Origin of the sequence: Pseudoduganella aquatica, from assembly GCF_020865585.1 — a bacterium.
GTDB classification, from domain to species: domain Bacteria; phylum Pseudomonadota; class Gammaproteobacteria; order Burkholderiales; family Burkholderiaceae_D; genus Rugamonas; species Rugamonas aquatica_A.
The window spans coordinates 123,668-148,018 of the sequence record NZ_CP086370.1; the positions used below are offsets into that span (position 1 = coordinate 123,668).

21 protein-coding genes are annotated in these 24,351 nt (G+C 65.6%); 10 read left to right on the forward strand and 11 right to left on the reverse strand.

Annotated elements, in window-relative coordinates; translation table 11 throughout:
- Positions 1 to 19 precede the first annotated feature (19 nt).
- Positions 20 to 760 carry a response regulator gene (locus KT882_RS00410; RefSeq protein ID WP_161070457.1) on the forward strand — a complete coding sequence of 247 codons (741 nt, stop codon included), beginning with the start codon at positions 20 to 22 and terminating at the stop codon, positions 758 to 760.
- Positions 760 to 2,079 carry an ATP-binding protein gene (locus KT882_RS00415; RefSeq protein WP_161070456.1) on the forward strand — a complete coding sequence of 440 codons (1,320 nt, stop codon included), beginning with the start codon at positions 760 to 762 and terminating at the stop codon, positions 2,077 to 2,079. The genes KT882_RS00410 and KT882_RS00415 overlap by 1 nt, the downstream gene beginning before the upstream one ends.
- 28 nt (positions 2,080 to 2,107) lie before the next feature.
- Here KT882_RS00415 and KT882_RS00420 read toward each other — a convergent pair whose 3' ends face one another.
- From KT882_RS00420 to ssb, 3 genes are all read right to left on the reverse strand, one after another.
- The gene (locus KT882_RS00420) at positions 2,108 to 2,515 is read right to left on the reverse strand and encodes a VOC family protein (RefSeq protein ID WP_161070455.1); all 408 of its coding nucleotides are present in this window, start codon (positions 2,513 to 2,515) and stop codon (positions 2,108 to 2,110) included.
- A complete protein-coding gene (locus KT882_RS00425) occupies positions 2,512 to 3,003 on the reverse strand; it encodes a helix-turn-helix transcriptional regulator (protein ID WP_161070454.1) in 492 nt (163 codons plus the stop codon). Before KT882_RS00425 ends, KT882_RS00420 begins: the two co-directional genes overlap by 4 nt.
- Positions 3,004 to 3,076: 73 nt before the next feature.
- Complete coding sequence (gene ssb, locus KT882_RS00430) at positions 3,077 to 3,577, reverse strand: single-stranded DNA-binding protein (protein WP_161070453.1); 501 nt, start codon at positions 3,575 to 3,577, stop codon at positions 3,077 to 3,079.
- A gap of 228 nt (positions 3,578 to 3,805) precedes the next feature.
- Between ssb and uvrA the strand changes: the two genes are divergently transcribed.
- Together uvrA and KT882_RS00440 are read left to right on the forward strand one after the other, a co-directional pair.
- Positions 3,806 to 6,667, forward strand: coding sequence for an excinuclease ABC subunit UvrA (uvrA, locus tag KT882_RS00435; RefSeq protein WP_228894097.1), 2,862 nt, complete (start codon positions 3,806 to 3,808; stop codon positions 6,665 to 6,667).
- A gap of 6 nt (positions 6,668 to 6,673) precedes the next feature.
- Entirely contained in the window at positions 6,674 to 7,585 is a 912-nt protein-coding gene (locus KT882_RS00440) for an AraC family transcriptional regulator (RefSeq protein ID WP_161070451.1), read from the forward strand.
- Positions 7,586 to 7,592: 7 nt separating this feature from the next.
- Here the strand turns inward: KT882_RS00440 and KT882_RS00445 are convergent, their stop codons facing one another.
- A complete protein-coding gene (locus tag KT882_RS00445) occupies positions 7,593 to 9,398 on the reverse strand; it encodes a DUF885 domain-containing protein (protein ID WP_228894098.1) in 1,806 nt (601 codons plus the stop codon).
- Between the two features lie 208 nt (positions 9,399 to 9,606).
- On the opposite strand from KT882_RS00445, the gene KT882_RS00450 reads away from it, so the two are divergent.
- Positions 9,607 to 11,040, forward strand: coding sequence for an aldehyde dehydrogenase family protein (locus KT882_RS00450; protein ID WP_161070449.1), 1,434 nt, complete (start codon positions 9,607 to 9,609; stop codon positions 11,038 to 11,040).
- A gap of 12 nt (positions 11,041 to 11,052) precedes the next feature.
- On the opposite strand, the gene KT882_RS00455 is transcribed toward KT882_RS00450, so the two are convergent.
- The 3 genes from KT882_RS00455 to KT882_RS00465 form a co-directional block, all read right to left on the reverse strand.
- Positions 11,053 to 11,733 carry a 2-hydroxychromene-2-carboxylate isomerase gene (locus KT882_RS00455; RefSeq protein ID WP_161070448.1) on the reverse strand — a complete coding sequence of 227 codons (681 nt, stop codon included), beginning with the start codon at positions 11,731 to 11,733 and terminating at the stop codon, positions 11,053 to 11,055.
- 210 nt (positions 11,734 to 11,943) lie between these two features.
- Positions 11,944 to 12,564 (reverse strand): TetR/AcrR family transcriptional regulator, encoded by a 621-nt coding sequence (locus KT882_RS00460; protein WP_161070447.1) that lies wholly within the window; start codon positions 12,562 to 12,564, stop codon positions 11,944 to 11,946.
- 85 nt (positions 12,565 to 12,649) lie between these two features.
- The gene (locus KT882_RS00465) at positions 12,650 to 14,509 is read right to left on the reverse strand and encodes a phosphoenolpyruvate carboxykinase (GTP) (RefSeq protein ID WP_161070446.1); all 1,860 of its coding nucleotides are present in this window, start codon (positions 14,507 to 14,509) and stop codon (positions 12,650 to 12,652) included.
- 345 nt (positions 14,510 to 14,854) lie between these two features.
- Here KT882_RS00465 and KT882_RS00470 point away from each other — a divergent pair, with 345 nt between their 5' ends.
- Positions 14,855 to 15,859 carry a D-2-hydroxyacid dehydrogenase family protein gene (locus KT882_RS00470; RefSeq protein ID WP_228894099.1) on the forward strand — a complete coding sequence of 335 codons (1,005 nt, stop codon included), beginning with the start codon at positions 14,855 to 14,857 and terminating at the stop codon, positions 15,857 to 15,859.
- 239 nt (positions 15,860 to 16,098) lie between these two features.
- Here the strand turns inward: KT882_RS00470 and KT882_RS00475 are convergent, their stop codons facing one another.
- Positions 16,099 to 16,851 (reverse strand): L-asparaginase, encoded by a 753-nt coding sequence (locus tag KT882_RS00475; RefSeq protein WP_161070444.1) that lies wholly within the window; start codon positions 16,849 to 16,851, stop codon positions 16,099 to 16,101.
- 165 nt (positions 16,852 to 17,016) lie between these two features.
- On the opposite strand from KT882_RS00475, the gene KT882_RS00480 reads away from it, so the two are divergent.
- Together KT882_RS00480 and KT882_RS00485 are read left to right on the forward strand one after the other, a co-directional pair.
- On the forward strand, positions 17,017 to 17,502 hold the full coding sequence (locus KT882_RS00480; RefSeq protein WP_161070443.1) for an asparaginase domain-containing protein: 486 nt from the start codon (positions 17,017 to 17,019) through the stop codon (positions 17,500 to 17,502).
- Positions 17,503 to 17,536: 34 nt separating this feature from the next.
- Complete coding sequence (locus tag KT882_RS00485) at positions 17,537 to 19,072, forward strand: class I SAM-dependent methyltransferase (protein ID WP_161070442.1); 1,536 nt, start codon at positions 17,537 to 17,539, stop codon at positions 19,070 to 19,072.
- Positions 19,073 to 19,140: 68 nt separating this feature from the next.
- Here KT882_RS00485 and KT882_RS00490 read toward each other — a convergent pair whose 3' ends face one another.
- Both KT882_RS00490 and dinB read right to left on the reverse strand, forming a co-directional pair.
- The gene (locus tag KT882_RS00490) at positions 19,141 to 20,037 is read right to left on the reverse strand and encodes a recombination-associated protein RdgC (RefSeq protein WP_161070441.1); all 897 of its coding nucleotides are present in this window, start codon (positions 20,035 to 20,037) and stop codon (positions 19,141 to 19,143) included.
- 58 nt (positions 20,038 to 20,095) lie between these two features.
- Entirely contained in the window at positions 20,096 to 21,262 is a 1,167-nt protein-coding gene (gene dinB, locus KT882_RS00495; RefSeq protein ID WP_161070491.1) for a DNA polymerase IV, read from the reverse strand.
- A 122-nt stretch (positions 21,263 to 21,384) separates the two neighbouring features.
- Here dinB and KT882_RS00500 point away from each other — a divergent pair, with 122 nt between their 5' ends.
- Positions 21,385 to 21,843, forward strand: a complete 459-nt coding sequence (locus tag KT882_RS00500) for a nuclear transport factor 2 family protein (protein ID WP_161070440.1) — start codon at positions 21,385 to 21,387, stop codon at positions 21,841 to 21,843.
- 10 nt (positions 21,844 to 21,853) lie between these two features.
- On the opposite strand, the gene KT882_RS00505 is transcribed toward KT882_RS00500, so the two are convergent.
- Complete coding sequence (locus KT882_RS00505; RefSeq protein ID WP_228894100.1) at positions 21,854 to 23,128, reverse strand: MFS transporter; 1,275 nt, start codon at positions 23,126 to 23,128, stop codon at positions 21,854 to 21,856.
- A gap of 136 nt (positions 23,129 to 23,264) precedes the next feature.
- Between KT882_RS00505 and KT882_RS00510 the strand changes: the two genes are divergently transcribed.
- Positions 23,265 to 24,341: a PEP-CTERM sorting domain-containing protein gene (locus KT882_RS00510; protein WP_161070438.1), complete on the forward strand. Its 1,077-nt coding sequence runs from the start codon at positions 23,265 to 23,267 to the stop codon at positions 24,339 to 24,341.
- The last annotated feature ends 10 nt before the right edge of the window (positions 24,342 to 24,351 follow it).

The window sequence follows — 24,351 nt, forward strand, 5'->3', positions numbered from 1 at the left end:
GCTGGGGTATCATGGCTGCATGGACACTAACGACCACGTATTGATCGTCGACGACGACAGAGGCATCCGCGAACTGCTGGCGGCCTACCTTGAAAAGAACGGCATGCGCGTCTCGCTGGCCGCCAACGGACGCCAGATGCGCGCCGTGCTGGAACAGGGCGAGCCGGACCTGATCGTGCTGGACCTGATGCTGCCCGGCGAGGACGGCCTGCTGCTGTGCCGCGAGCTGCGGGCCGGCAAGCACCGCACGGTGCCGGTGCTGATGCTGACCGCGCTGGCCGAGGAGGCCGACCGCATCGTCGGCCTGGAGATGGGCGCCGACGACTACCTGGCCAAGCCCTTCGCCTCGCGCGAGCTGCTGGCGCGCATCCGCGCCGTGCTGCGCCGCGCGCGCATGCTGCCCAAGAATATGCAGGTGACCGAAGCGGCCCACATGCTGGGCTTCGGCGACTGGAAGCTGGACACGGTGGCGCGCCACCTGCTGGACGCCGACGGCACCATGGTGGCGCTCAGCGGCGCCGAGTACCGGCTGCTGCGCGTCTTCCTCGACCACCCGCAGCGGGTGCTCACGCGCGACCAGCTGCTGAACCTGACCCAGGGCCGCCAGGCCGACGCCTTCGACCGCTCCATCGACCTGCTGGTGAGCCGCTTGCGTCAGACGCTGAAGGACGTGGCGCGCGAGCCGCGCTATATCAAGACGCTGCGCAGCGAAGGCTATGTGTTCTCGTCCGCCGTGACGGTGCTGGAAGGGCGCGACTGATGGCAGCCGGCCCCTTGCGCTGGCCGCGCTCGCTGTTCGCGCGCCTGGCGCTGATCCTGTTCATCGGCCTGGCCGCCGCCAACGCCACCTCCTTCTGGCTCACCATGACGGAGCGCAACCAGGCCACCATGAACGTGATGATGGGCTATATCGAGCGCGAAGTGGCCAGCTCGGTGGCCCTGCTGGACCGCCTGCCCGCCGCCGAGCGCCCCGCCTGGCTGCCCCGGCTGGCGCGCCGCAGCTACCACTTCATGCTCGAGCCCGGCGTGGCCGGCGTGGCGCCGGACGCCACGCTGTCGGCCCGGGTGGCGGCCTCGATCGCCGACGGCATCGGCACCAGCTACGAACTGACGGCCAACGCCGTGCCCGGCGAGCGCGAGCGGCTGCAAGTGCATTTGCGCCTGAGCGACGGCGCGCCGCTGACCATAGACATCACGCCCATGCACGGCATTCCCCTGTCGCGCTGGCTGCCGCTGCTGCTGGCGCTGCAGCTGGCGCTGCTGGCGGCCTGCTGCTGGTACGCGGTGCGCCAGGCCACGCGGCCGCTGCACCAGCTGGCCCAGGCGGCCGACGCGCTGGGGCCGGACCTGAAGGCCGAGCGCCTGGCAGAGGACGGCCCGTCCGAGGTGGCGCGCGCGGCGCGCGCCTTCAACGCCATGCAGGACCGCATCGCCGGCTATATGACCGAGCGCCTGCAGATCCTGGCCGCCATCTCGCACGACCTGCAGACCCCGATCACGCGCATGCGCCTGCGGGTGGACATGATGGACGACGACACGCCGCAGCACGCCAAGCTGCAGCAGGACCTGCAGGAGATGGAAACCCTGGTCAAGGAAGGCGTGGCCTATGCGCGCACGCTGCACGGCGCGGCCGAAACGCCGCTGCGTATCGATCCCGACGCCCTGCTCGACAGCATGCTGGCCGACTACCGCGACGGCGGCCACGACGTGAGCCTGCAAGGCAAGGCCGGTGCGGCGCTGGTGGCGCGCCCGCAGGCGCTGCGCCGGGTGCTGGGCAACCTGGTCGACAACGCGCTGAAATTCGGCGGCGCGGCCGAGATCGTGATCGACGCCGCGCACGCCGGCACCGGCCTGCTGGCGATCAGCGTGCTCGACCGTGGCCCCGGCATTCCGGCCGAATCGCTGGACGCCGTGTTCGAACCTTTCGTGCGGATTGAAACTTCGCGCAACCGCAATACCGGCGGCACCGGCCTCGGCCTGGCCATCGCGCGCCAATTGACGCGGGCCATGGACGCCAGCCTCACCCTGCACAACCGTCCCGGTGGCGGACTGGAGGCCAGGCTGGTGCTGAAGCGCTGACGCCGGCATGGCCTGGCGCTCGACGAACTCAGCGGCGTGTCTGTATCATTTTCCAGCCGTTGCCCGATGGATCGCGGAAGCCGGCGTCCACGGTGCCGTAACGGTCGACCGGCTCCTGCGTGAACTCCACACCGAGTTCCCGCATGGTGTGCCAGGCGGCGCGGCAATCGTCCACCACCAGCACCAGGGGCGGCATGGCGCCCTTGGCCACCATCGCGGACAGCGTCTGCGCGGTCGCCGCATCGTGGGTGGGCGGCCCCGGCACATACAGGCCCAGCTGGAACGACGGCTGCTCCGGATGCTGGACCGTAAGCCAGCGATACTCGCCGTTGCGCACGTCCGTGTGGACGCGGAAGCCCAGCTTGTCCACGTAGAACGCGAGTGCTTCATCCTGGTCGCGGACATACAGTCCGGCTACTTCGATACCTTGAGTCATAGGGTCTCCTTTGTTTGAGTCCCCAGTATAGGTTCGGCCATCCGGCGCCGCTTCTCCGAAACTGCCATGGTGAGGTGGGGCCGGTGCGCAGCGCCAAGCACACAGGCGGGCACGCGGCCCGGCTGCCCCGCCGCCGCCCGCTCGCGCTCGCGGATTTCGCCTGGATTTTCTCCGGTGATATCGCGGAAGGTGCGCCCGAACGTGCCCAGGCTGCGCCAACCGGTGCGGAAGGCGATTTCAGTGATGGGCAGATCGGTTTCGCGCAGCAGCGCCTTGGCGCGCTCGATGCGGCGCGAGAGCAGGTAGCGGTGCGGCGGCAGGCCGAAGGCCACCTTGAAGGAGCGCGCGAAGTGCGCCGCCGAGACGCAGCTCACCTGCGCCAGGCGCGCCACCGGCCACTCCTCTTCGGAGGCGGCATCCATCCGGTCTTTTGCACGCAGCAGGCGGCGCAGCAGTTCCGGACTCTGGCTGGCCGCAGCTGCGCCCATGCGGATCTCCTGTAAAAAAAAGGCCCGGATACGAGGTATCCGGGCCGTTTCAGTTGGTCGTTGCGTGCATTCCTTAGAACGGAATATCGTCGTCCATGTCCGAGAAGTTCGGCGCCGGGCGCGGGGCCGGACGCGGTGCGGGGGCCGGGGCTGGCGCGGGGCGCGGAGCCGGGGCCTGGCGCGGGGCCGGGGCGTCGTAGCTGCCGCCGTCGTCCATGCCGCCGCCGTCACCCATGCCTTGACGGCCGCCCAGCATTTGCATCTGCTCGGCGATGATGTCGGTTGCGTATTTCTCTACGCCGTCCTTGTCGGTGTACTTGCGGGTCTGCAGGCGGCCTTCCACGTAGACCGAGGAACCTTTTTTCAGGTACTGGCCGACGATTTCAGCCAGGCGGCCGAAGAAGGAAATGCGGTGCCACTCGGTTTGCTCTTTTTGCTCGCCGGTGTTGCGGTCCTTCGACTTGTACGAGGTCGCAACAGCAATGTTGGCGATCGCATCACCGCTGGGCATGTAGCGAATTTCCGGATCGCGGCCCAGATTGCCGACGATGATGACTTTGTTGACTGATGCCATGTATAAACTCCTGTTGAACTGCGGCCGCGCGCGGCGGGCTGTCATTTGCTTAAACGACGATTATAAGCGAAGGCAAGGCCCTGCCCATTTTTAAGAATACTGGTATTATATACAGTATATTGAACCGTGCGCCTTGATCTGCATCAAACAGCGCGAGGCGGCGCGGATCAAACCCGGCTATAGTAGCGGGTTCACCCCGTTCGCCCTCCTTTATCCAAGGCTCAGACAATGGAACAGATCCGCATCCGCGGCGCACGCACGCATAACCTCAAGAACATCAACCTCGATCTGCCGCGCAACAAGCTGATCGTGATTACCGGCCTGTCCGGTTCCGGCAAGTCCTCGCTGGCGTTCGACACGCTGTACGCGGAAGGCCAGCGCCGCTACGTGGAATCGCTGTCGGCCTATGCGCGCCAGTTCCTGCAGCTGATGGAAAAACCGGACGTGGACCTGATCGAGGGCCTGTCGCCGGCCATCTCCATCGAGCAGAAAGCCACCTCGCACAATCCGCGCTCCACGGTGGGCACGGTGACCGAGATCCACGACTACCTGCGCCTGCTGTTCGCGCGCGTGGGCACGCCCTACTGCATCAACCACCCGACCCACGCGCTGGCCGCGCAGACCGTGTCGCAGATGGTGGACGCGGTGCTGGCCATGCCCGAGGGCACCAAGCTGATGATCCTGGCGCCGGTGGTGGCCAACCGCAAGGGCGAGCATGTGGACCTGTTCGAGCAGATGCAGGCCCAGGGCTTCGTGAGGTTCCGCGTGCAAAGCGGTACGCATGACGCAAAAATCTACGAAGTGGACGACCTGCCCAAACTGAAGAAGACCGAAAAGCACACCATAGCCGTGGTGATCGACCGCGTGAAGGTGAACCCGGAAATCAAGCAGCGCCTGGCCGAGAGCTTCGAGACCGCGCTGCGCCTGGCCGATGGCCGCGCCGTGGCGTATGAGATGGATACCGCGCAGGAGCATGTGTACTCCAATAAATTCGCCTGCACCGAATGCGGCTACTCGCTGCAGGAGCTGGAACCGCGCCTGTTCTCGTTCAACAATCCGATGGGCGCCTGCCCCGAGTGCGATGGCCTGGGCCATATCGAATTCTTCGATCCGAAGCGCATCGTGGCCTTCCCCAACCTGTCGCTGGCCTCCGGCGCCGTGAAGGGCTGGGACCGCCGCAACCAGTTCTACTTCCAGATGCTGACCGCGCTGGCGGAATACTACGAATTCGACCTGGACACGCCGTTCGAGCAGCTGCCGAAGAACGCGCAGGAAGCCGTGCTGCACGGCTCCGGCAAGCAGTCGATTCCGTTCGCCTACATCAATGAGCGCGGCCGCACCGTGGTCAAGGAACACACCTTCGAAGGCGTGGTGAACAACCTGTCGCGCCGCTACCGCGAAACCGATTCGATGGCGGTAAAGGAAGAACTGGCCAAGTTCATCAACGAGAAGGAATGCCCGGCCTGCGCCGGCGCGCGCCTGCGCACGGAAGCGCGCTATGTGAAGGTGGGCAGCGGCAAGCAGCAGCGCGCCATCTTCGAGCTGTCGCGCAAGCCGCTGCGCGATTCGCTGGAGTATTTCGAGCAGCTGGAGCTAACCGGCGCCAAGCGCGAGATCGCCGACCGCGTGGTGAAGGAAATCATCTCGCGCCTGAAGTTCCTGAACAACGTGGGCCTGGACTATTTGTCGCTGGACCGCAGCGCCGACACGCTGTCCGGCGGCGAAGCGCAGCGCATCCGCCTGGCTTCGCAGATCGGTTCCGGCCTGACCGGCGTGATGTACGTGCTGGACGAGCCGTCCATCGGCCTGCACCAGCGCGACAATGACCGCCTGATCGAAACCCTGAAGCACCTGCGCGACATCGGCAACAGCGTGCTGGTGGTGGAGCACGACGAGGACGCGATCCGCACCGCCGACTATATCGTCGACATGGGCAAGGGCGCGGGCGTGCACGGCGGCGACGTGATCGCCTCCGGCTCGCTGAAGGACATCCTGAAGAACAAGGAGTCGCTGACGTCGCAGTACCTGAGCGGCGCCAAGAAAATCGAAGTGCCGAAGAAGCGCCACCAGTTCGACGAGGAGCGCCAGCTGGTGATCACCGGCGCCACCGGCAACAACCTGAAGAACGTCACGCTGCAGCTGCCGGTCGGCCTGATGACCTGCATTACCGGCGTGTCCGGCTCGGGCAAGTCCTCGCTGATCAACGACACGCTCTACCCGGCCCTGTCGCGCCACCTGTACGGTTCACAGACCGAGCCTTCGCCGCACGACACCATCAGCGGCCTGGAACACTTCGACAAGGTGATCGCCGTGGACCAGGCGCCCATCGGCCGCACGCCGCGCTCGAACCCGGCCACCTACACCGGCCTGTTCACGCCCATCCGCGACCTGTTCGCCACCGTGCCCACCTCCAAGGAGCGCGGCTACAGCGCGGGCCGTTTCTCCTTCAACGTGAAGGGCGGCCGCTGCGAAGCCTGCCAGGGCGACGGCGTGATCAAGGTGGAGATGCACTTCCTGCCGGACGTGTACGTGCCGTGCGACGTCTGCCACGGCAAGCGCTACAACCGCGAAACGCTGGAAGTTCACTACAAGGGCAAGAACATCACCGAAGTGCTGGACATGACGGTGGAAGACGCGCACGAATTCTTCAAGCCGGTGCCTGTCATCGCGCGCAAGCTGCACACGCTGCTGGACGTGGGCCTGGGCTACATCAAGCTGGGGCAGAGCGCCACCACGCTGTCGGGCGGCGAGGCGCAGCGCGTCAAGCTGTCGCTGGAGCTGTCCAAGCGCGACACGGGGCGCACGCTGTACATCCTGGACGAGCCGACCACCGGCCTGCACTTCCACGACATCGACCTGCTGCTCAAGGTGATCCACCGCCTGCGCGACCAGGGCAACACGCTGGCCATCATCGAGCACAATCTGGACGTCATCAAGACGGCGGACTGGATTGTGGACCTGGGGCCGGAAGGCGGCGCGGGCGGCGGCCAGATTATCGCCGCCGGTTCGCCGGAAGACGTGGCGGCCAACCCGGCCAGCGTGACGGGCAAATACCTGGTCCCGCTGCTCAAGCCGACCAAGAAGAAGTAAAGCGCCATGGACAGGGACGCGCCGGACCGGCTGGGGCGCATGATCGCCATCGTGCAGCAACTGCTGCCGCACGATGGCCGCGCCGAAACGGCGGTGCCCTTCCTGTCCCTGCTGCGTTCCTCGCAGCCCACGCCCATCACGCGCGGCGTGCTCAAGCCCTCGTGCTGCGTGATCCTGCAAGGGAACAAGCGCGTGCACCTGGCCAGCGAAGTGCTGGACTACGGGCCCGGCCAGTACCTCGCCGTGTCGGTCGACATGCCCGCTTCCGGCCACGTGGTCAACGCCACCCCGGAGCAGCCCTACCTGTTATTGAATATCGAATTCGACCCGGCGGAAATCGCCGCCGTTGTGCTGGAGGCGCGCATCGATCTGCATGACGGCGCGCAGCCGGTGCGCGGCGCCTTCGTCGGCGAAACCGATGCGGCGTTGCAGGAGGCCTTGTGCCAGCTGGTGCGCTTGCTGGATATGCCAAATGCACCGCCGCAGGAAGCGGCTTTTCTGGCCGTGGGACTGAAACGGGAAATCATCTACCGGCTGCTGACCGGCCCGCACGGCCGCCAGCTTTATCAGAACGTGGTGCTGGACCAGCAGGACCGTGGCATCAGCAAGGCCATTGCCTGGCTCAAGGAGCGCTACAACCAGCCGGTGCTGGTGGAGGAGCTGGCGCAGGCCACCAATATGAGCGTGTCCAGCCTGCACCACCGGTTCAAGGCCGTCACCACCATGGGGCCGATGCAGTACCAGAAGCAGCTGCGCCTGCAGCAGGCGCGCACGCTGCTGCTCAATGGCTGCGCCGACGCCGCCACGGCGGCCTACCAGGTGGGCTACGAGAGCCCATCCCAGTTCAGCCGCGAGTACCGGCGCCTGTTCGGGGCGCCGCCGATGCAGGATGTGAAGCGATTGCGGTCGGCGGTGTAGTGGCGGCTTATTGGGCGGTGATGCGCGTGGCGCCCTTCTTCTCCGTTTCCACCCATTCCTTGATGTGCGACTCCAGCACGTCCATCGGCAGGGCGCCTGCGCCCAGCACCTGGTCGTGGAATTTGCGGATGTCGAACTGGCTGCCCAGCTCCTTCTTCGCATAGTCGCGCAGCGACAGGATTTTCAGCTGGCCGATCTTGTAGCCCAGGGCCTGGCCCGGCCAGACGATGTAGCGGTCGGTCTCGCTCTGCACGTCCACTTCCTCGATGCCCGAATGGTCGTGGAAGAAGTCCACCACCTGCTGGCGGTTCCATTTCTTGTAGTGCAGGCCGGTGTCCACCACCAGGCGGATGGCGCGCAGCATTTCATCCTGCAGGTGCCCGTAGTAGCTGTAAGGGTCTTTGAAGAAGCCCAGTTCTTCGCCCAGGCGTTCCGAGTACAGCGCCCAGCCTTCGGCATATGCCGTGTAGTTGCCCTGCTGGCGGAAGCTCGGCAGCGCTTCGATCTCCTGCGCGATGGCGATCTGCATGTGGTGGCCCGGCACGCCTTCGTGCAGCGCCGTGGTTTCAATGCCGATGATGGAGCGCTTGGCAAAGTCGCCGGTGTTGACCATTACGCGGCCGGCGCGCTTGCCGTCCGGCGAACCCTGCATGTAGGAAGCGGCGGCTTCGCCCTTTTCGCGGAACTGCTCCACCTGGCGGATTTCGACTTTGCCCTTGGGCAGGATGCCGAACTGCTGCGGCAGCTGGGTGTACATCTGGTCCGTGTATTTCTGGTACAGGTCCACGATCTCCTGGCGCGATTTCGGGTGCAGCTTGGGATTCGCGGCCAGGGCCTTGTTGAAGGCCTTCAGGTCGTGGAAGCCCTGCTTCTGCGCGACGCCCAGCATCTGCGCTTCGATGCGCGCCACTTCGGCCAGGCCAAGCTGGTGGATCTCCTCCGGCTGCATGGCCGTGGTGGTGGAGGACTTGGCCTTGAAGCTGTAGCGCGCAGCGCCGTCCGGCAGCGACCACATGCCCACCTCCTTGCGGCCGTGCGGCAGATACTGGGTCTTCACGTAACCGGCCAGCTTCTTGTAGGCAGGCGCCACGTCCTTCTGCACGGCCGCCAGGATCTCCTTGCCGAGGCGCGCCTTGTCGGCGCTGGAGAACTCTTTCGGGAATTTTTTCAGCGGCTCGGCAAACGGCGAAGCGGCGGCCTTCATCGCGGCCACGTCCTCGCACTGCTTGACGATTTTCGGGATCAGGAACTTGGGCGGCATCAGGCCGTCGCGCACGCCGTTCTCCATCTGCACGCGGGTGTCGTCGAACAGCTTGGGCAGCGTGTGCAGGCGCTTGATATAGTCCTCGTAGTCCTTCACGGTTTCAAACGGCAGCGCGGAGACGATTTGCGGCAGGTCGATGTGGATGCCGGAGTTCTGCGCCAGCGGCATTTCCCAATCCTTGAAGCGCGCAGCTTCGGCACTCTCCCGCAACTGCCGCAGCATCAACTCATGATTCAGCTTCTCCTGCAGCGGAAAACCCGAGCTGTCGACCGCCTCGAAGCGTTTCAGGAATTCCAGCGTGGCTTTGGCGTCGGCGTCGATGCCCGCTTGCGAAAAATCGGACCACTTGTCGTTGTAGCGGTTGTCGCCCAGCAGCGAAGCCCACTCGGGGCTGTTGCGCATGCTGTACTCCCACTGCTCCTTGATCAGGCTGTTCAGGGCAGCGCGGCGGGCTTCCAGGTCCGGGGCCGGGGTCTGCGCATGCGCGGCGCCCAGCATCAGGGAAAACAGCAGCGCGCTGGCGGCGCCGATGCGAGTCATTTTTGTCATGGTGGCTTAACGATAAAGATTGGTGAGCATGCACTGTATGCGAACACCATGCGCGGCGGGGCGCGATTCCGACGAAACGTAAAAAGCCGGGCTTGAATTGCAACATGGGCGGACAAGCAGAATCAGGCAAACATGCGGCAGGAACGCATCTGTTGCGGCAGCGCCGCGCTTTTTAGAATGGCTGCACCTTACTTCAGGAGCAAACAGCATGCGCATCATCGACCAGATCTACATCAATGGCCAGTTCACCACGCCGCACGGCAGCGAGCTGGGGGACCTGATCAACCCCACCACAGGCGAACTGACGGGCCAGGTTCGCCTGGGCGACGTGGAAGACACGCGGCGCGCCATTGCCGCCGCCAAAGCGGCATTCCCCGCCTTCTCCCGCAGCACCATTGCGCAGCGCGGCATGTATTTGGAACGCCTGCACGACGCGGTGCTGGCGCGCGCCGATGAAGCCGCCGCCGCCCTGATGGAGGAATACGGCGGCACCTACGCCGGCAGCATTGCGCGCTCGCAGTACACGGCGAAGATGTTCCTGGACGTGAAGAAGGTGATGGAGGAACACGCCTTCGTTAAAACCGTGGGCAAATCCAAAGTGGTGCTGGAGCCGGTGGGCGTGGTGGGCGTTATCACGCCGTGGAATTCCAGCGCCTGGTTCGTGGCCAACAAACTCGCCACCGCGATCGCGGCCGGCTGCACGCTGGTGATCAAGCCCAGTGAACTGAGCGCGCTGCAAACGCAGATACTGGCCGAGTGCCTGCACGAGGCTGGCCTGCCGCCGGGTGTGTTCAACATCGTCAACGGGCGCGGCGACGTGGTGGGCGCGGAAATCAGTGCGCATCCGGACATCAACAAGATTTCCTTCACCGGCTCCACGGCGGTGGGCAAGGCCATCGCGCGCGCGGCGGTCGACAGCATGAAGCGCGTGACACTGGAGCTGGGCGGCAAGAGCGCCAACGTGCTGCTGGACGACGCGGACTTCGAGAAGGCCGTGCCGATGGCGATCCAGGCCTGCTATATGAACAACGGCCAGGCCTGCATCGCCGGCACGCGCCTGCTGGTACCCGCGCACCGGCTGGAACAGGTGAAGCAGCTGGCCAAAGCCGCGGCGGAAGCGGTGGTGGTGGGCGATCCGCGCAACCCCGCCGTCACGCTGGGTCCCATGGTCACGCGCAAGCAGTTCGAGCGCGTGCAACACTACATCCGCACCGGCATCGCCGAAGGCGCCGAACTGCTGACGGGCGGCCTCGGACAGCCTGCGGGCCTGGAGCAAGGCTGGTTCGTCCAGCCCACCGTGTTCGCCAATGTGACGCCGGACATGACCATCGCCCGCGAGGAGATTTTCGGACCGGTGCTGTCCATCCTCAGCTACGAAACCGAGGAGGAGGCGGTGGCGATGGCCAACGACACGCCTTACGGGCTGCAGGCCTACGTCAGCTCGACCGATCTGGCGCGGGCCGGCCGCGTGGCCTCGCAGCTGGTGGCCGGACGCGTCCATATCAACGGCATCCACGACGATCTGATCGCGCCGTTCGGCGGCTTCAAGCAGTCCGGCATAGGCCGCGAGTTCGGGCCGTATGGGCTGGACAGCTATCTGGAACCGAAAGCCATCCTGGGCGAATCGGCGCAATACGCCTGAGCGTCCGGCGTTTCAGGCGCCCGCCACGCGCGGCGCCGTGCGGTGGCCCAGGCTGGAGACTATCCTGGGCTTGCGCGCCCAATAGCTCCAGGACACGCCGCCGCCGGCCAGCCACGCTTCCAGCTGGCCGAAGCGGTCGAAGCCCCAGAACGGCTCCTTGTCCGCGATCACGAAGGGCGAACCGAACACGCCGCGCGCCATGGCGTCCGAGGTTTCCTGTTTCAGCAGCTCCTTCACTTCGCGCGAGCGGATGGCCGCCAGCACCGCGTCCGCCGGTATGCCCAGGCCGGCCGCGATACCGCCCAGCACTTCGTCGTCCGCCAGGTCCACGCGGTCGGCGAAATAGGCGTGCATGCAGCGCTTGGCATAGCGCACTGCCTGTTCTTCACCGTACTGCTGCCGTATCCAGAGCATGGCGCGCGGCGCGCCGAGCAGCAATTGCGGGAAAGTGGCGGGCTGGCGGTAGGCGATGCCGTGCTGGCGCGCCGTGCGGTCTATATCGTGCAGCACGTAGTGGCCCTTGATGGGCACCATGGGCAGGGGCATGCCGCCGGTTTCCTGGAACACCGCCGCCATCATGATGGGATGCCAGCGCACCTGGCGCCGGTGGCGCGCCGCCAACTCGTCGATGCAGGTGGCGGCGAAATAGCCGTAGGGCGAGGCAAAGTCGAAATAAAAGTCGATAGCGTCCATGGCGGCGCTCCGTTCAGATGACGCCGAAATCGTCGTTGCGGTCCGGCAGCGCGCGCAGCGTCTGCGCCAGGCCGGGACTGAGCAGCAGGGCGCAGGCCAGCGCCAGCAGGAAAAGTGCTTTGGTCATGATGATCTCCTTCGTCAACTTTCGCACAGGTGTGCGAAATTAGTTCCAAAAAAATACCGCGCGCGGCGGCGGCCCACACTGCCCTAGCCCTGGTAGCTAAAGCTTCTGTACGTCGAAATCAGCCGGCTGAAGGCAATCTGCATGCGCTGGACCGAGGTGGGGTCGCGCATGAAGCGCGCGTCGTGCAGCAGGCCCACGATCAGGCAGTAAATCTCGAACACCAGCTGCTGCGGATCGGTATCCGGACGCAGATGGCCCAGCTCCACCGCCTGCAGCACCGTCTTGCGCAGCGACGCGCGCCAGCGCTCCACGCCCTGCTGCAAACGCTCGCGCAGCGGGCTGTCGCCCAGGTCGTCGAACTCGAAGGCGCCCGCCGTGTACAGGCAGCCAGTGCGCGGACCCAGCGTGCAGGAGCGCTGCAGCCACAGGTTCACCTGCGCCATCAGGCGCGGCAGGCCTTGCGGCAATTGCAGCGATGGCATGAATACTTCGGCGGCGAAGCGGCGGTCGTACTCGTCCATCACCGCGCCTTGCAAGGCCTCGAGCGAGCCGACGCGGGAAAACACGCCGCTCTTGCTCAGGTCCAGCCGCTTGGCGATCTCGCCCAGCGACAGCTTGCCGATGCCGTCCGCCAGCGCCATGTCCAGCGCGGTTTCGATGATGGCGGCGTAGGTGGCTTCGCTTTTTGCGGTGAGAGTATCCATGGACTTACTTTAGCACACCTGTGCGAAATGTCCATTAAAAAATGGCGCGCCGTCGGGCGCGCCATTTTTTTGGAAGGCTGCCAGCTTAGTTGGCCAGGCGCTTCTCGATTTCAGCCTTGGTGGCGACCAGCTCTTGCGGCAGGTGGTAGGCCAGCTTCTCGAACAGCTCGGCGTGCAGCTTCAGTTCTTCGTTCCAGGCCGCCTTGTCGATCGAGGTGATCTGCTGGAACTGCTCCGGCGTGAAGTCCAGGCCGTCCCAGTTCAGGTCCTTGAACTCGGGGGTGAGGCCGAACACGTTCTCTACGCCGCTGGCGGTGCCTTCGATACGCTCGAGCATCCACTTCAGCACGCGCATATTGTCGCCGAAGCCAGGCCAGACGAACTTGCCTTCCGCGTCGGTGCGGAACCAGTTCACGCAGTAGATCTTGGGCGCGTTGGCGGCGCCGATCTTCTGGCCCAGGTTCAGCCAGTGCTGGAAGTAGTCGCTCATGTTGTAGCCGATGAAGGGCAGCATGGCGAACGGATCGCGGCGCACCACGCCCATCTGGCCGGCTGCGGCGGCGGTGGTTTCGGAGCCCATGGTGGCGGCCATGTACACGCCCTCCACCCAGTTGCGGGCCTCGGTCACCAGCGGCACGGTGGTCGAACGGCGGCCGCCGAAGATGAAGGCCGAGATCGGCACGCCGGCCGGATCGTCCCAGGCCGAATCGATGACCGGATTCTGGGTCGCGGCCACGGTGAAGCGCGCGTTCGGGTGGGCGGCCTTGGTGCCGGACGCCGGGGTCCAGTCCTTGCCCTGCCAGTCGATCAGGTGCGCAGGCGCTTCCTTGGTCAGGCCCTCCCACCACACGTCGCCTTCGTCGGTCAGCGCGACGTTGGTGAAGATGGTGTTCTCGCCCAGGCAGGCCATGCAGTTCGAGTTGGTCTTGGTGTTGGTGCCGGGGGCCACGCCGAAGTAGCCCGCTTCCGGGTTGATGGCGTACAGGCGGCCGTCCGCGCCCGGCTTGATCCAGGCGATGTCGTCGCCGATGGTGGTCACTTTCCAGCCGTTGAAGCTCTTCGGCGGGATCAGCATGGCGAAGTTGGTCTTGCCGCAGGCCGACGGGAAGGCGGCCGCCACGTAGTGCTTCTTGCCTTCCGGCGATTCCACGCCCAGGATCAGCATGTGCTCGGCCAGCCAGCCGGCGCCCTGGCCGGACTGCGCTTCCTGGAAGCCCATGTTCGAGGCGATGCGCAGCGCGAAGCATTTTTTGCCCAGCAGCGCGTTGCCGCCGTAGCCGGAGCCGTAGGACCAGATTTCGCGCGTTTCAGGGAAGTGCACGATGTATTTGGTGGCGTTGCACGGCCAGGCCACGTCCTGCTGGCCTTCGGCCAGCGGCGCGCCCACGGTGTGGATGGCGGGCACGAAGTCGCCGTCGGCGCCCAGCACGTCGTACACGGCCTTGCCCATGCGCGTCATGATGCGCATGTTGACGGCCACGTAAGGCGAATCGGACAGCTCGACGCCGATATGGGCGATCGGCGAACCGAGCGGGCCCATCGAGAACGGCACCACGTACAGGGTGCGGCCGGCCATGCAGCCGTCGAACAGGCCGTTCAGGGTGGTGCGCATTTCAGCGGGCGCCATCCAGTTGTTGGTCGGGCCGGCTTCCTCTTTGGTTTTCGAGCAGATAAAGGTGCGGTCCTCCACGCGGGCCACGTCGGTCGGGTCCGAGCAGGCCAGGTAGGAATTCGGACGCAGGTCCTGGTTCAGCTTTTTCATCGTGCCGGCCGCCACCATCTCGGCGCACAGGCGGTCATACTCTTCTTGCGAGCCGTCGCACCAGTAGATGCGGGCCGGACGGGTCAACGCGGCTACTTCCGCCACCCAGTCGATGAGTTTCTGGTGTTTGATGTAAGCTGGGACGTTCAGGGCTGCAACGCCAGTCATAACGGGCTGATTCATGTTACCTCCAATGCCAATAAAGAATTCTTGTCTTGTCCCGGCACGGCAGATCGTCGTCAGCTTATGGCTTGCGCTCGGAAAGGCATTCTTTAATGCTTCGGCGGTACGGCGGTCATGTCGGTGCACCCGTTGGCCGGGCGCGCAGCATCTATCATGTAACAGTGCTGATGGAACGTATTGCGGAAACCCACTGTCGGGCTTCAAAGTGCTGGGGATTGTACACCCGGGCTCCCGCGGTTTCGGCAAAATTGTAGGAAAATTGGTTGAGTAAAGTAGTAAGCTATTCCCGGATTTAGCAAAGCCGTTATTTCGCTACGAAACCCTGTCAAAATTACTTGGTACATTATGAAGATAGCAATCTTGGACGACTACCAGGACGCCACCCGCGGCCTGGATTGCTTCCGCCTGCTCGACGGGCATGAAGTCAAAATATTCAACAATTCCAGCCGCGGCACGGGCCAGCTGGCGGCGCGGCTGGCGCCGTTCGACGCGGTGGTGCTGATACGCGAGCGCACCGAATTGACGCGGGCGCTGCTGGCCAGGCTGCCCAATCTGAAGCTGATTTCGCAGACCGGCAAGGTCAGCGGCCACATCGACGTGGCGGCCGCCACCGAGCTGGGCATCGCCATCGCCGAGGGCGTGGGCTCGCCCACCGCCCCGGCCGAGCTGACCTGGGCGCTGATCATGGCGGCGCAGCGCAAGATCGTGCCCTACGCGGCCAATCTGCGCGGCGGGCTGTGGCAGACGGTGTCCAATTTGCCGCAATACAACACCCTTGGCACGGTGCTCAAGGGCCGCACCTTGGCGATCTGGAGCTACGGCAAGATCGGCAAGCTGATCGCGGGCTACGGCAAGGCCTTCGGCATGAAGGTCATCGTGTGGGGCGGCCAGGCCAGCCGCGACGCGGCGGTGGCGGACGGCTACGCGGCGGCGGCGTCGCGGGAGCAGTTCTTCGCCGAGGCGGACGTGCTCAGCCTGCATTTGCGGCTGGCCGAAGCGACGCGCGGCGTGGTTACGGCGGCCGATCTGGCGCGGATGAAGCCGACGGCGCTGCTGGTCAACACCAGCCGGGCCGAGCTGATCGCCGAGGGTGCGCTGGAAGCGGCGCTGCAGCTGGGCGCGCCCGGCGCGGCCGCGCTCGACGTGTTCACCAGCGAGCCGCTGGCGCCGGACAGCCCGCTGCTGCGCATGCCCAACGTGCTGGCCACGCCCCACCTGGGCTACGTGGAAAAAGACAGCTACGAGCTGTACTTCCGCCATGCCTTCCAGAACCTGGCCGACTTCGCGAACGGCGCCTGCACCACCATCCTCAACCCCGGCTACACCGCCCACCAGCGCCAGGCAGACTGAGCCGCACTTCCCCAGTTCGGGGTCAGACCCCGAATGTCAGAAAATGCGGCTCAGGTCGTCTGTGGGAAAAGTCCGGAATACGCCGGAGTCTGCGCTGCCGGCAAATTCCAAACACTGACCCGGCCCCGCAAATCTACGGGGAGCAAAGCGGGCTGAGCCGCAATTTGATGCCTTCGGGGTCAGACCCCGGGGGAAGGAAAATGCGGCTCAGGCTGCTTGTAGGGGGAGTCTGCGGCGTGTCAGAGTTCGGGGATGCCGGTGAAGTTGGGACGGGGCGTGGGCGGGGCGTGGACTTTGCTCCATAGGCCGGCCCAGCCGGGTGGCCAGGCGATGTCGGGACCGCTGTACGGGGGCAGCGTGGCGCGCACCGGGATCACCGGCACCGGCGGCATCGCCGTCAGCGGGCCGCCGTCCGGACGCGCCATGTCCAGGCTGTACATATAGCCGGGCAGCAACTGCTCGCAGACCTGCTCGAACCAGGCCGTGTGGTCCTCGTCCCGGCCCAGCGCCTGCGCCAGCCCTTGCGGATCGAAGCGCGCCAGCGCGTCGATCAGCTCGCCCGTCCCGGCGCCCGGCATGTCGCCCCAGCCCATCACCGGGTTGACGTTGTAGTCGGCGCCCGAGCCATACCAGCCTTCGCGCCAGGAACGCTGCATCCAGTCGCGCTGGCCGGTGAACAAATGCCAGCGCCAGTGCAGCCCGGACGGCTTGGGCCAGGCGTACAGGTACAGCTTCTGATAGCCGGCCCGGTGCAGCTCGCGCACCATCGCCATCAGCCGCGCATGCGGCATGCGGTCCGGCGGCGCGCGCCGGAACAGGATCGCTTCGCCATCGGCGAACTGCACTTCGTCGGTGGACAGGTTCAGGTCCAGCGTGCGCGACTCGCTGCCAAAGCGCGCCGCGATCCAGCCGGTCAGCAAATTGACGGCCGTTATCACGCCATAGCCGCGATGGCGGTGGAAAATCACAGTACCGGGAGCGAGCGCTTTCATCTTGGGGGCCGGGCAAAAGAAACCAGTGTAGTAGCAGTATGCCGAAGTTTCCAGATGAGTGTGTCCATTCCTTCCGCGCGCGCGACACGTTATCATGCGCTGTTTCGGCGTTTTTCTGCTGTTTTTTCCACTGCTTACGCCTTCCCCACTTTACCGGATTCCATCATGACCCTGCGCATCATCGCCACCGGCGGCACCTTCGACAAGCATTACAACGAACTGAACGGCACCCTGGCCTTCGCCGACAGCCACCTGCCGCAAGCCATCGCCCGCTCGCGCATGACCATAGGCGCCACCCTGGAGCAGCTGCCCCTGCTCGACTCGCTCGACATGCAGGACGCCGACCGCGAGCGCGTGCTGGCGTCCTGCCGCGCCGCCGCCGAAAAAGCCATCGTCATCGTGCACGGCACCGACACCATGAAGGAAACCGCCGCCGTGCTGGGCGCCGCCGCGCTGGACCAGACCATCGTGCTGACCGGCGCCATGATCCCCTACGAGATCGCCAACTCGGACGCGCTGTTCAACCTCGGCTTCGCCTGCGGCGTGGCGCAGACCCTGCCGGCCGGCGTCTACGTGGCCATGAACGGCCGCATCTTCAGCTGGGACAATGTGCAGAAGAACCGTGCCGCCGGCGTGTTCCAGCCTCTGTAAAATACCCCATCTACCCTATCACCCAGGAGCCCGAATGTCTGAATGGTCCGCCGGCTATGTAGCCGATATCGGTTACACCTATGGCCTCTACCCTGAACTGAATCCGCTGCGCATCAAGCTGGCCTTCCTGCACGCCGGCCTGGCCTGCCCGGAAGTGGGCACCGCCTGCGAACTGGGCTTCGGCCAGGGCATCAGCGTCAACATGCATGCCGCCGCCTCCGTCACGGAATGGCACGGGACCGACTTCAACCCATCCCAGGCCGCCTTCGCCCAGGAACTGGCCACCGCCTCCGACGCCCACGCCCAGCTGCACGACCAGGCCTTCGAGGAATTCTGTAGCCGCCCCGGCCTGCCCGATTTCGACTTTATCGGCCTGCACGGCATCTGGAGCTGGATCTCGGACGCCAACCGCGCCGTCATCGTCGACTTTGTGCGCCGCAAGCTGAAGCCGGGCGGCGTGCTCTACATCAGCTACAACACCCAGCCGGGCTGGGCCGCGATGGCGCCGGTGCGCGACCTGCTCACCGAGCACAGCCAGGTGATGGCCACGCCCGGCAAGGGCATCGTGCCGCGCATCGACGAATCGCTGGCCTTCGTCGAAAAACTGTTTGCCACCAAGCCGGGCTTTATCACCGCCAACCCGGGCGTCAGCGCGCGGATCGAGCGGATGAAAGGCATGAACCGCAACTATCTGGCGCACGAATACTTCAACCGCGACTGGGTGCCGATGTCCTTCGCGGCCATGGCCGACCAATTGGCCGATGCCAAGCTCAGCTTCGCCTGCTCCGCGCATTACCTGGACCACATCGACGTGGTCAACCTGAGCGCCGAGCAGCAGGCCCTGCTGGCCGAGATACCGGACGCAATGTTCCGCCAGACCGTGCGCGACTTCATGGTCAATCAGCAGTTCCGCAAGGACTACTGGGTGCGCGGACCGCGCCAGCTATCGCCGGCGGCGCAGCAGGATCTGTTGCGCAAGCAAAAAGTCGTTCTGGCGCTGCCGCGCAGCAAGGTCGAACTGACGCTGGCCAGCCCGCTGGGCGACGTCACCTTGCAGGAGGCGGTGTACAAGCCGGTGCTCGACTTCCTGGCCGACCACCAGCACCGCAGCATCGCCGAGATCGAGGCGGCTTGCCGGCCGCAGGGGCTGGCGTCGGCGCAAGTCATTCAGGCAGTGTTCATCCTGACCGGCGCCGGCAGCCTGGCCGCAGTCCAGGACGACCATGCCATCGCCGGCGCACGGCCGCAGACGGAGCGCCTGAACCGCCACTTGTGCCAGCTCGCCCGGACCGGCACGGAGGTAAACTACCTGGCCTCGCCGGTGACCGGCAGCGGCATGCAGCTGGACCGCTTCAACCAGCTGTTCCTGCTGGCTCAGATGCAGGGCAAGCGTCAGCCAGCCGACTGGGCGGCATTCGTGGCCGACATCCTCGATAGCCAGAGCCAGCGTCTTCAGAAGGAAGGCAAAGCGCTCGACAGCGAAGCGCAGCAGGCCGAATTGCAACGCTTGGCCGGCATCTTTGCCGAGCAAGTCCTGCCACTGCTGAAAGCGCTGGGCATCGCCGCCTGAAGCACGGCCAAGTAAAAAAAACCCCGCCCGGCGCAAACCGGGCGGGGTTTTTTATTCCCGATGGGGCATCAGGCTTTCGCTTCGCCGCCCAGGGCTTCGACCACGTCGGCCATCATCTTGCTCAGCTCGCCGGTCATCAGCATGAAGTCGCCGTCGAAGCGCTCGTCGTCGTTGCGGGTGCTCGATTCGGTTTCCTTCAGCACGTCCAGCGGCTTGATGCCTTTCAGCGCCAGCGACTCGGTCAGCGTGAAGGAGATCTTGCTTTCCCAGGTCATGGCCAGGCGGGTGCACTGCTTGCCGGCGGCGATGTGGCGGCGCACTTCGTCCGCTTCCAGCGTGTGGCGCACGTAGCGCACGGCGGCCTTGCTCTCGCCGGTGGCGCGCAGCTCGGTGTCCATGTCGACCGTGAAGCCGGACGGGGAATCGTCGGCCTGCAGCCATTCGGTCATCACGCCCACCGGCGAGCGCTGCACGCGCAGGCTTTCCAGCGGCATGCGGTCGACCGCCTTCAGCAGCAGCTTGATCACTTCGTCGGCCTTGGCCGGGCTGGCGGCGTCCACCACCAGCCAGCCGTTGACCGGGTCGATCCAGGTCCATACATTGCCGCGGATCGAGAAGGCGCGCGGCAGCAGCTCGTCGGCCACGCGTTCCTTCAGTTCTTTCATGGCTTTCTTGCCGGGAGCGAAACCTTGCGCTTCTTCCATCTCGGCGGCGCGGGCCTTGGCCACCTGGTTGATCACGGTGGCCGGCAGCAGCTTTTTCTCGGTGCCCAGCAGGATCAGCATCTGATTGTTCACCACGTGCACCAGGCCGCCGTTCGGGCGCGGCTTGTCCCAGCCCTGGCGCAGCAATTCATTGCTGCTGGCCGGCGAAAAAGCGTTGGTGCTCAGCGCTGCTTCGAGTTGTTCAGGAGTAAATGCCCAGGGCGCGGGCAGACGGTAGATTTGCAGATTCTTGAACCACATATTTGAGTTTGCCTTTGTTCAACTAAATTCTGGGGGAACGACATTTTACACGCGCGCGTTACAGGTCCGCGAAAAGTTCGCCCTGCCTGGGCCGGGGTGTTGCGGATAGGTCCAGTCCGGGGTCGTCCATGCTGGACAGCGCGCTGATTTTCACCCCCAGCAGGCGCAGGCGCTGGTCCAGCGGCACCCGCCGCAGGCATTCCCCGGCGGCGCGCCGGATGGCGGCCGCGTCGGCCGTGGGCAGCGGCAGCGTCACGTCGCGCGTGGCGCGGCTGAAATCCGAATAGCGCAGCTTGATGCCCACCGTGCGGCCCACGTAGCGCTTGCGCGCCAGGTCCTCGCCCAGGCGCTGGCACAGCCGGGTGAAGATTTCCGACAGCGCCACCCGGTCGTGCTTCGCGTGCAGGTCGCGCTCGAAGGTGGTTTCGCGGCTGATGGACTTGGGCTCGTGGCTGGTGACCACGGCGCGCTCGTCCTGCCCGTGCGCCACGCGCTTGAGCCAGCTGGCGTAGTTCAGGCCGAAGTGCTCCTGCAGCAGCGCCTCGTCGGCGGCGGCCACCTGGCCCACCGTGGTGATGCCGAGCGCGGCCAGCTTGGCGTCCGCCTTGGGGCCGATGCCGTTTACCTTGCGCACCGCCAGCGGCCAGACCCGGCTGGGGATGTCCTCGTACGACACGATGGTCACCCCGTCCGGCTTGTCCAGTTCGGAGCAGATCTTGGCCAGCAGCTTGTTGGGCGCCACGCCGATCGAGCAGGACAGCCCGGTGGCGTCGCGCACCGCCTGCTTGATGCGCAGCGCCAGCGCGCGCGTCTCCTCCGGGTGCTCGCTCAGGTCGATGTAGATTTCATCGATGCCGCGATCTTCGATATGGGGCGCGATCTCGGCCACGGCGGCCTTGAACAGGCGCGACAGGCGGCGGTAGGAATCGAAGTCGGTCGGCAGCAGCACCGCGTCCGGCGCCAGCGCGGCCGCCTTCATGGTGCCCATGGCGGAAAACACGCCCAGCGCGCGCGCCTCGTAGGTGGAGGTGGTGACCACGCCACGGCCCACGTAGTCGCGCAGGCGCGAAAACTGGCGCGTGCCGTCCGGCAGCAGCACCGGCTGGTGGCGCGCGCCGCCGCCTATCACCACGGCCTGCCCGCGCAGTTCCGGATAGCGCAGCAGCTCCACGGACGCGTAGAAGGCGTCCATGTCGAGGTGGGCAATGCGGCGCGTTTCGGCCATGGCGGAACGGGACAGATATAACGATACTGTAATTATATACAGTATCCAGCGCCATTGCCACAGCGGCCGGGTTCGTGTTCTCATGGGGTTCTCTTGCCAACTTTCCAAAAGGGCTGGACCACATGAAACGTACTCTGCTGTTACTGACCCTGGCGCTGCTGCCCTTCCTTTCCCGCGCCGCCGATACGGCGGACCGGCAGGCGGTAGAACGAGCGGTGCTGGACTATATCGAATCGCAGCACAAGGCGGACCCGGCGTTGATGGCGCGCGGCCTGGACGAGCAGCTGGCCAAGCGCACCTACTGGCAGGCGGCGGACGGGACGGAATTCGTCATGCAGACGGACTATGCGACCATGCTGAAAGTGGCCAGGACCTTTAACAAGGACGGCAATAAATTCCCGCAGCCGCCACGCGTGGAAATCAAGATCCTGGACATCGACAAGCGGGTCGCCACCGTGAAGCTGACCGCCGACGAGTGGATAGACTATATGCACCTGTACAAGAACCAGCGCAGCGAATGGAAGATCATCAACGTGCTGTGGCAGTACCACGATGAAAAGCGGCAGACCAGCCGCAAATAAGGCAAATGCACTAGATTCGTGACGGGCGCCGCACGCAGGCCAGCACCAGCACGCCGCCCGCCGCCAGGCTGGCGGCCACCAGGTAGATGCCGATGGCGGGGCTGCCGGTGGCGTCCTTCACCGCGCCCACCAGGTAGGGGCTGGCGAAGCCGGCCAGGTTGCCCACCGAGTTGATCAGCGCAATGCCGGCCGCCGCCGCCGCGCCGCCCAGCATGCCGGTGGGCAGGCTCCAGAAAATGGGGAAGGTGCTCAGGATGCCGGCCGTGGCCAGGCTCAGCGCCAGCAGGGCCGGCAGCGTGTCGTGGCCGTACCAGGTGCACAGCGCCAGACCGGCCGCGCCCAGGAAGGCGGCGATGGCGGCGTGCCAGCGGCGCTCGCCGCTGCGGTCCGAATGGCGCGCGGCCAGCACCATGGCCACCGCCGCCACGCCATAGGGGACGGCGGTGAGCAGGCCGATCTGGAACACGTCCTGCACGCCGGTGTTGCGCACCAGCTGCGGCAGCCAGAAGCTCACGCCGTACAAGCCCATCACGAACAGAAAGTACACCAGCGCCAGCAGCCACACGGCGCCGCTGGCGAACAGCCGGCGCAGCGGCAAGTGCTGCCGTTCGCCGCCGTCCGCCGCGACGGCCGCTTCCAGGTATTGCTTCTCGCCTTCGCTGAGCCAGCGCGCGCCGCGGATGCCGTCGTCCAGGTAGAACAGCGTCCACACGCCCAGCAGCACCGAGGGCACGCCTTCGAGCAGGAACAGCCACTGCCAGCCTTTCAGGCCGAGGTCGCCGTCGAAGGCGCGCATGATCCAGCCCGACAGCGGCCCGCCCACCACGCCCGCCACCGCCACCCCGCTCATGAACAGCGCCAAGATGCGGGCACGGCGGCCGGCCGGATACCAGTAGGTCAGGTAGAGGATGATGCCGGGGAAGAAGCCGGCCTCCGCCACGCCCAGCAGGAAGCGCAGCACGTAGAAGCTGGCCGGCGTGGCGGCGAACATCAGCGCGGCCGAGATCAGGCCCCAGCTGACCATGATGCGGGCGATCCAGATGCGCGCGCCCACCTTCGCCATCAGCAGGTTGGACGGCACCTCGAACAGGAAGTAGCCGATGAAGAAGATGCCGGCGCCCAGGCCGTACACGGTGTCCGAATACTGCAGGTCGGCCTGCATGCCCAGCTTGGCGAAGCCGACGTTCACGCGGTCCAGGTAGGCGGCCACGTAGCACAGGAACAGGAAGGGGATCAGGCGGCGGCTGATCTTGCCGTACAGGGTGTCGGGGTTGATTTTATCCATGAGCAATGATTGCATACTGCGGGCCATTTCGCGATATTGCAGCAAGTCAGCGTGGCGCTGTTGTGCCTGCTTCCGGTCTAGCATCGGCATGCCGGACGTCCGTCCGGCGCCAACTCCATCCGCTACGAGGCTGACCATGCAACTATCAAAAAGATTGCTGCTGCTATTGCTTTGCCCCATGCTGTCCGCGCCCGCGCTGGCCGCCGCGCCGCACTACAAATTCACCCTGCTCGGCAGCGGCAACACCAGCACCACCCGCATCAACAACGACGGCCTGGTGGTGGGCGTGCTGCAGGACCCCGTCGACAATACGCTGCGCAGCTATCTGTGGAAGGAAGGCGCCTACACCATGCTGGACACGCCCATCAACCGCGTGGGCGCCATCAGCGCCGACGGCAAGATCGCCGGCGAGGTCATCGACTTCAGCCCCGAAAGCTACCTGGCGCGGCCGGCCGTGTACGCCAGCGGCGCCACCACCATGGTGCCGGCGCCGATCGCGCCGCTGGACAAATACAACTACCTGAGCGGCATCAACAATGCAGGCAAGGTGGCGGGCACCCAGTACATCAACAGCGAAGGCTATGCCTACACCTCGTTCAACGGCGTCACCACGCTGCTGGGCGCGCTGGGCGGCACCCACAGCTACGTCGGCGGCATGAACGAGGCCGGCGTGGTGGCGGGCTCGGCGCAAGTGGCCAACGGCGACTTCCACCTGTTCCGCCACGACGGCAGCGGCATGGTGGACTTGGGCGCCCTCAGCGACGGCCGCTATATCAACGCCAACGACATCAACGACGCCGGCGTGGTGGTCGGCTCCGACGAGGTGGGCGAGGGTTCGGCCGCACACTACCGCGCCATTATTTACCAGGACGGCGTGATGCAGCCCCTGGGCACCTTCGCGCCCGGCCTGAACAGCTGGGCCATGGCCGTCAACAATGCGGGCCAGGTGATAGGCAACGGCAGCTTCAGCTTCCTGGTCAGCGAGGGCGTCACCTACAACCTGAACAGCCTGCTGCCAGCCAATAGCGGCTTTTACGTGAGCGCGGTGTACGACATCAACGACAGCGGCCAGATCACCGGCACCGCCTGCGGAGCGGGCCAGGGCTGCTTCGGCATGCTGCTCAGCCCGGTCCCCGAGCCGGGCGCCGGGCTGATGCTGCTGGCCGGCCTGGGCCTGCTTTACCGCTTACGCGGGAGGACGCGCTCCGTGTAGAATCATTGCA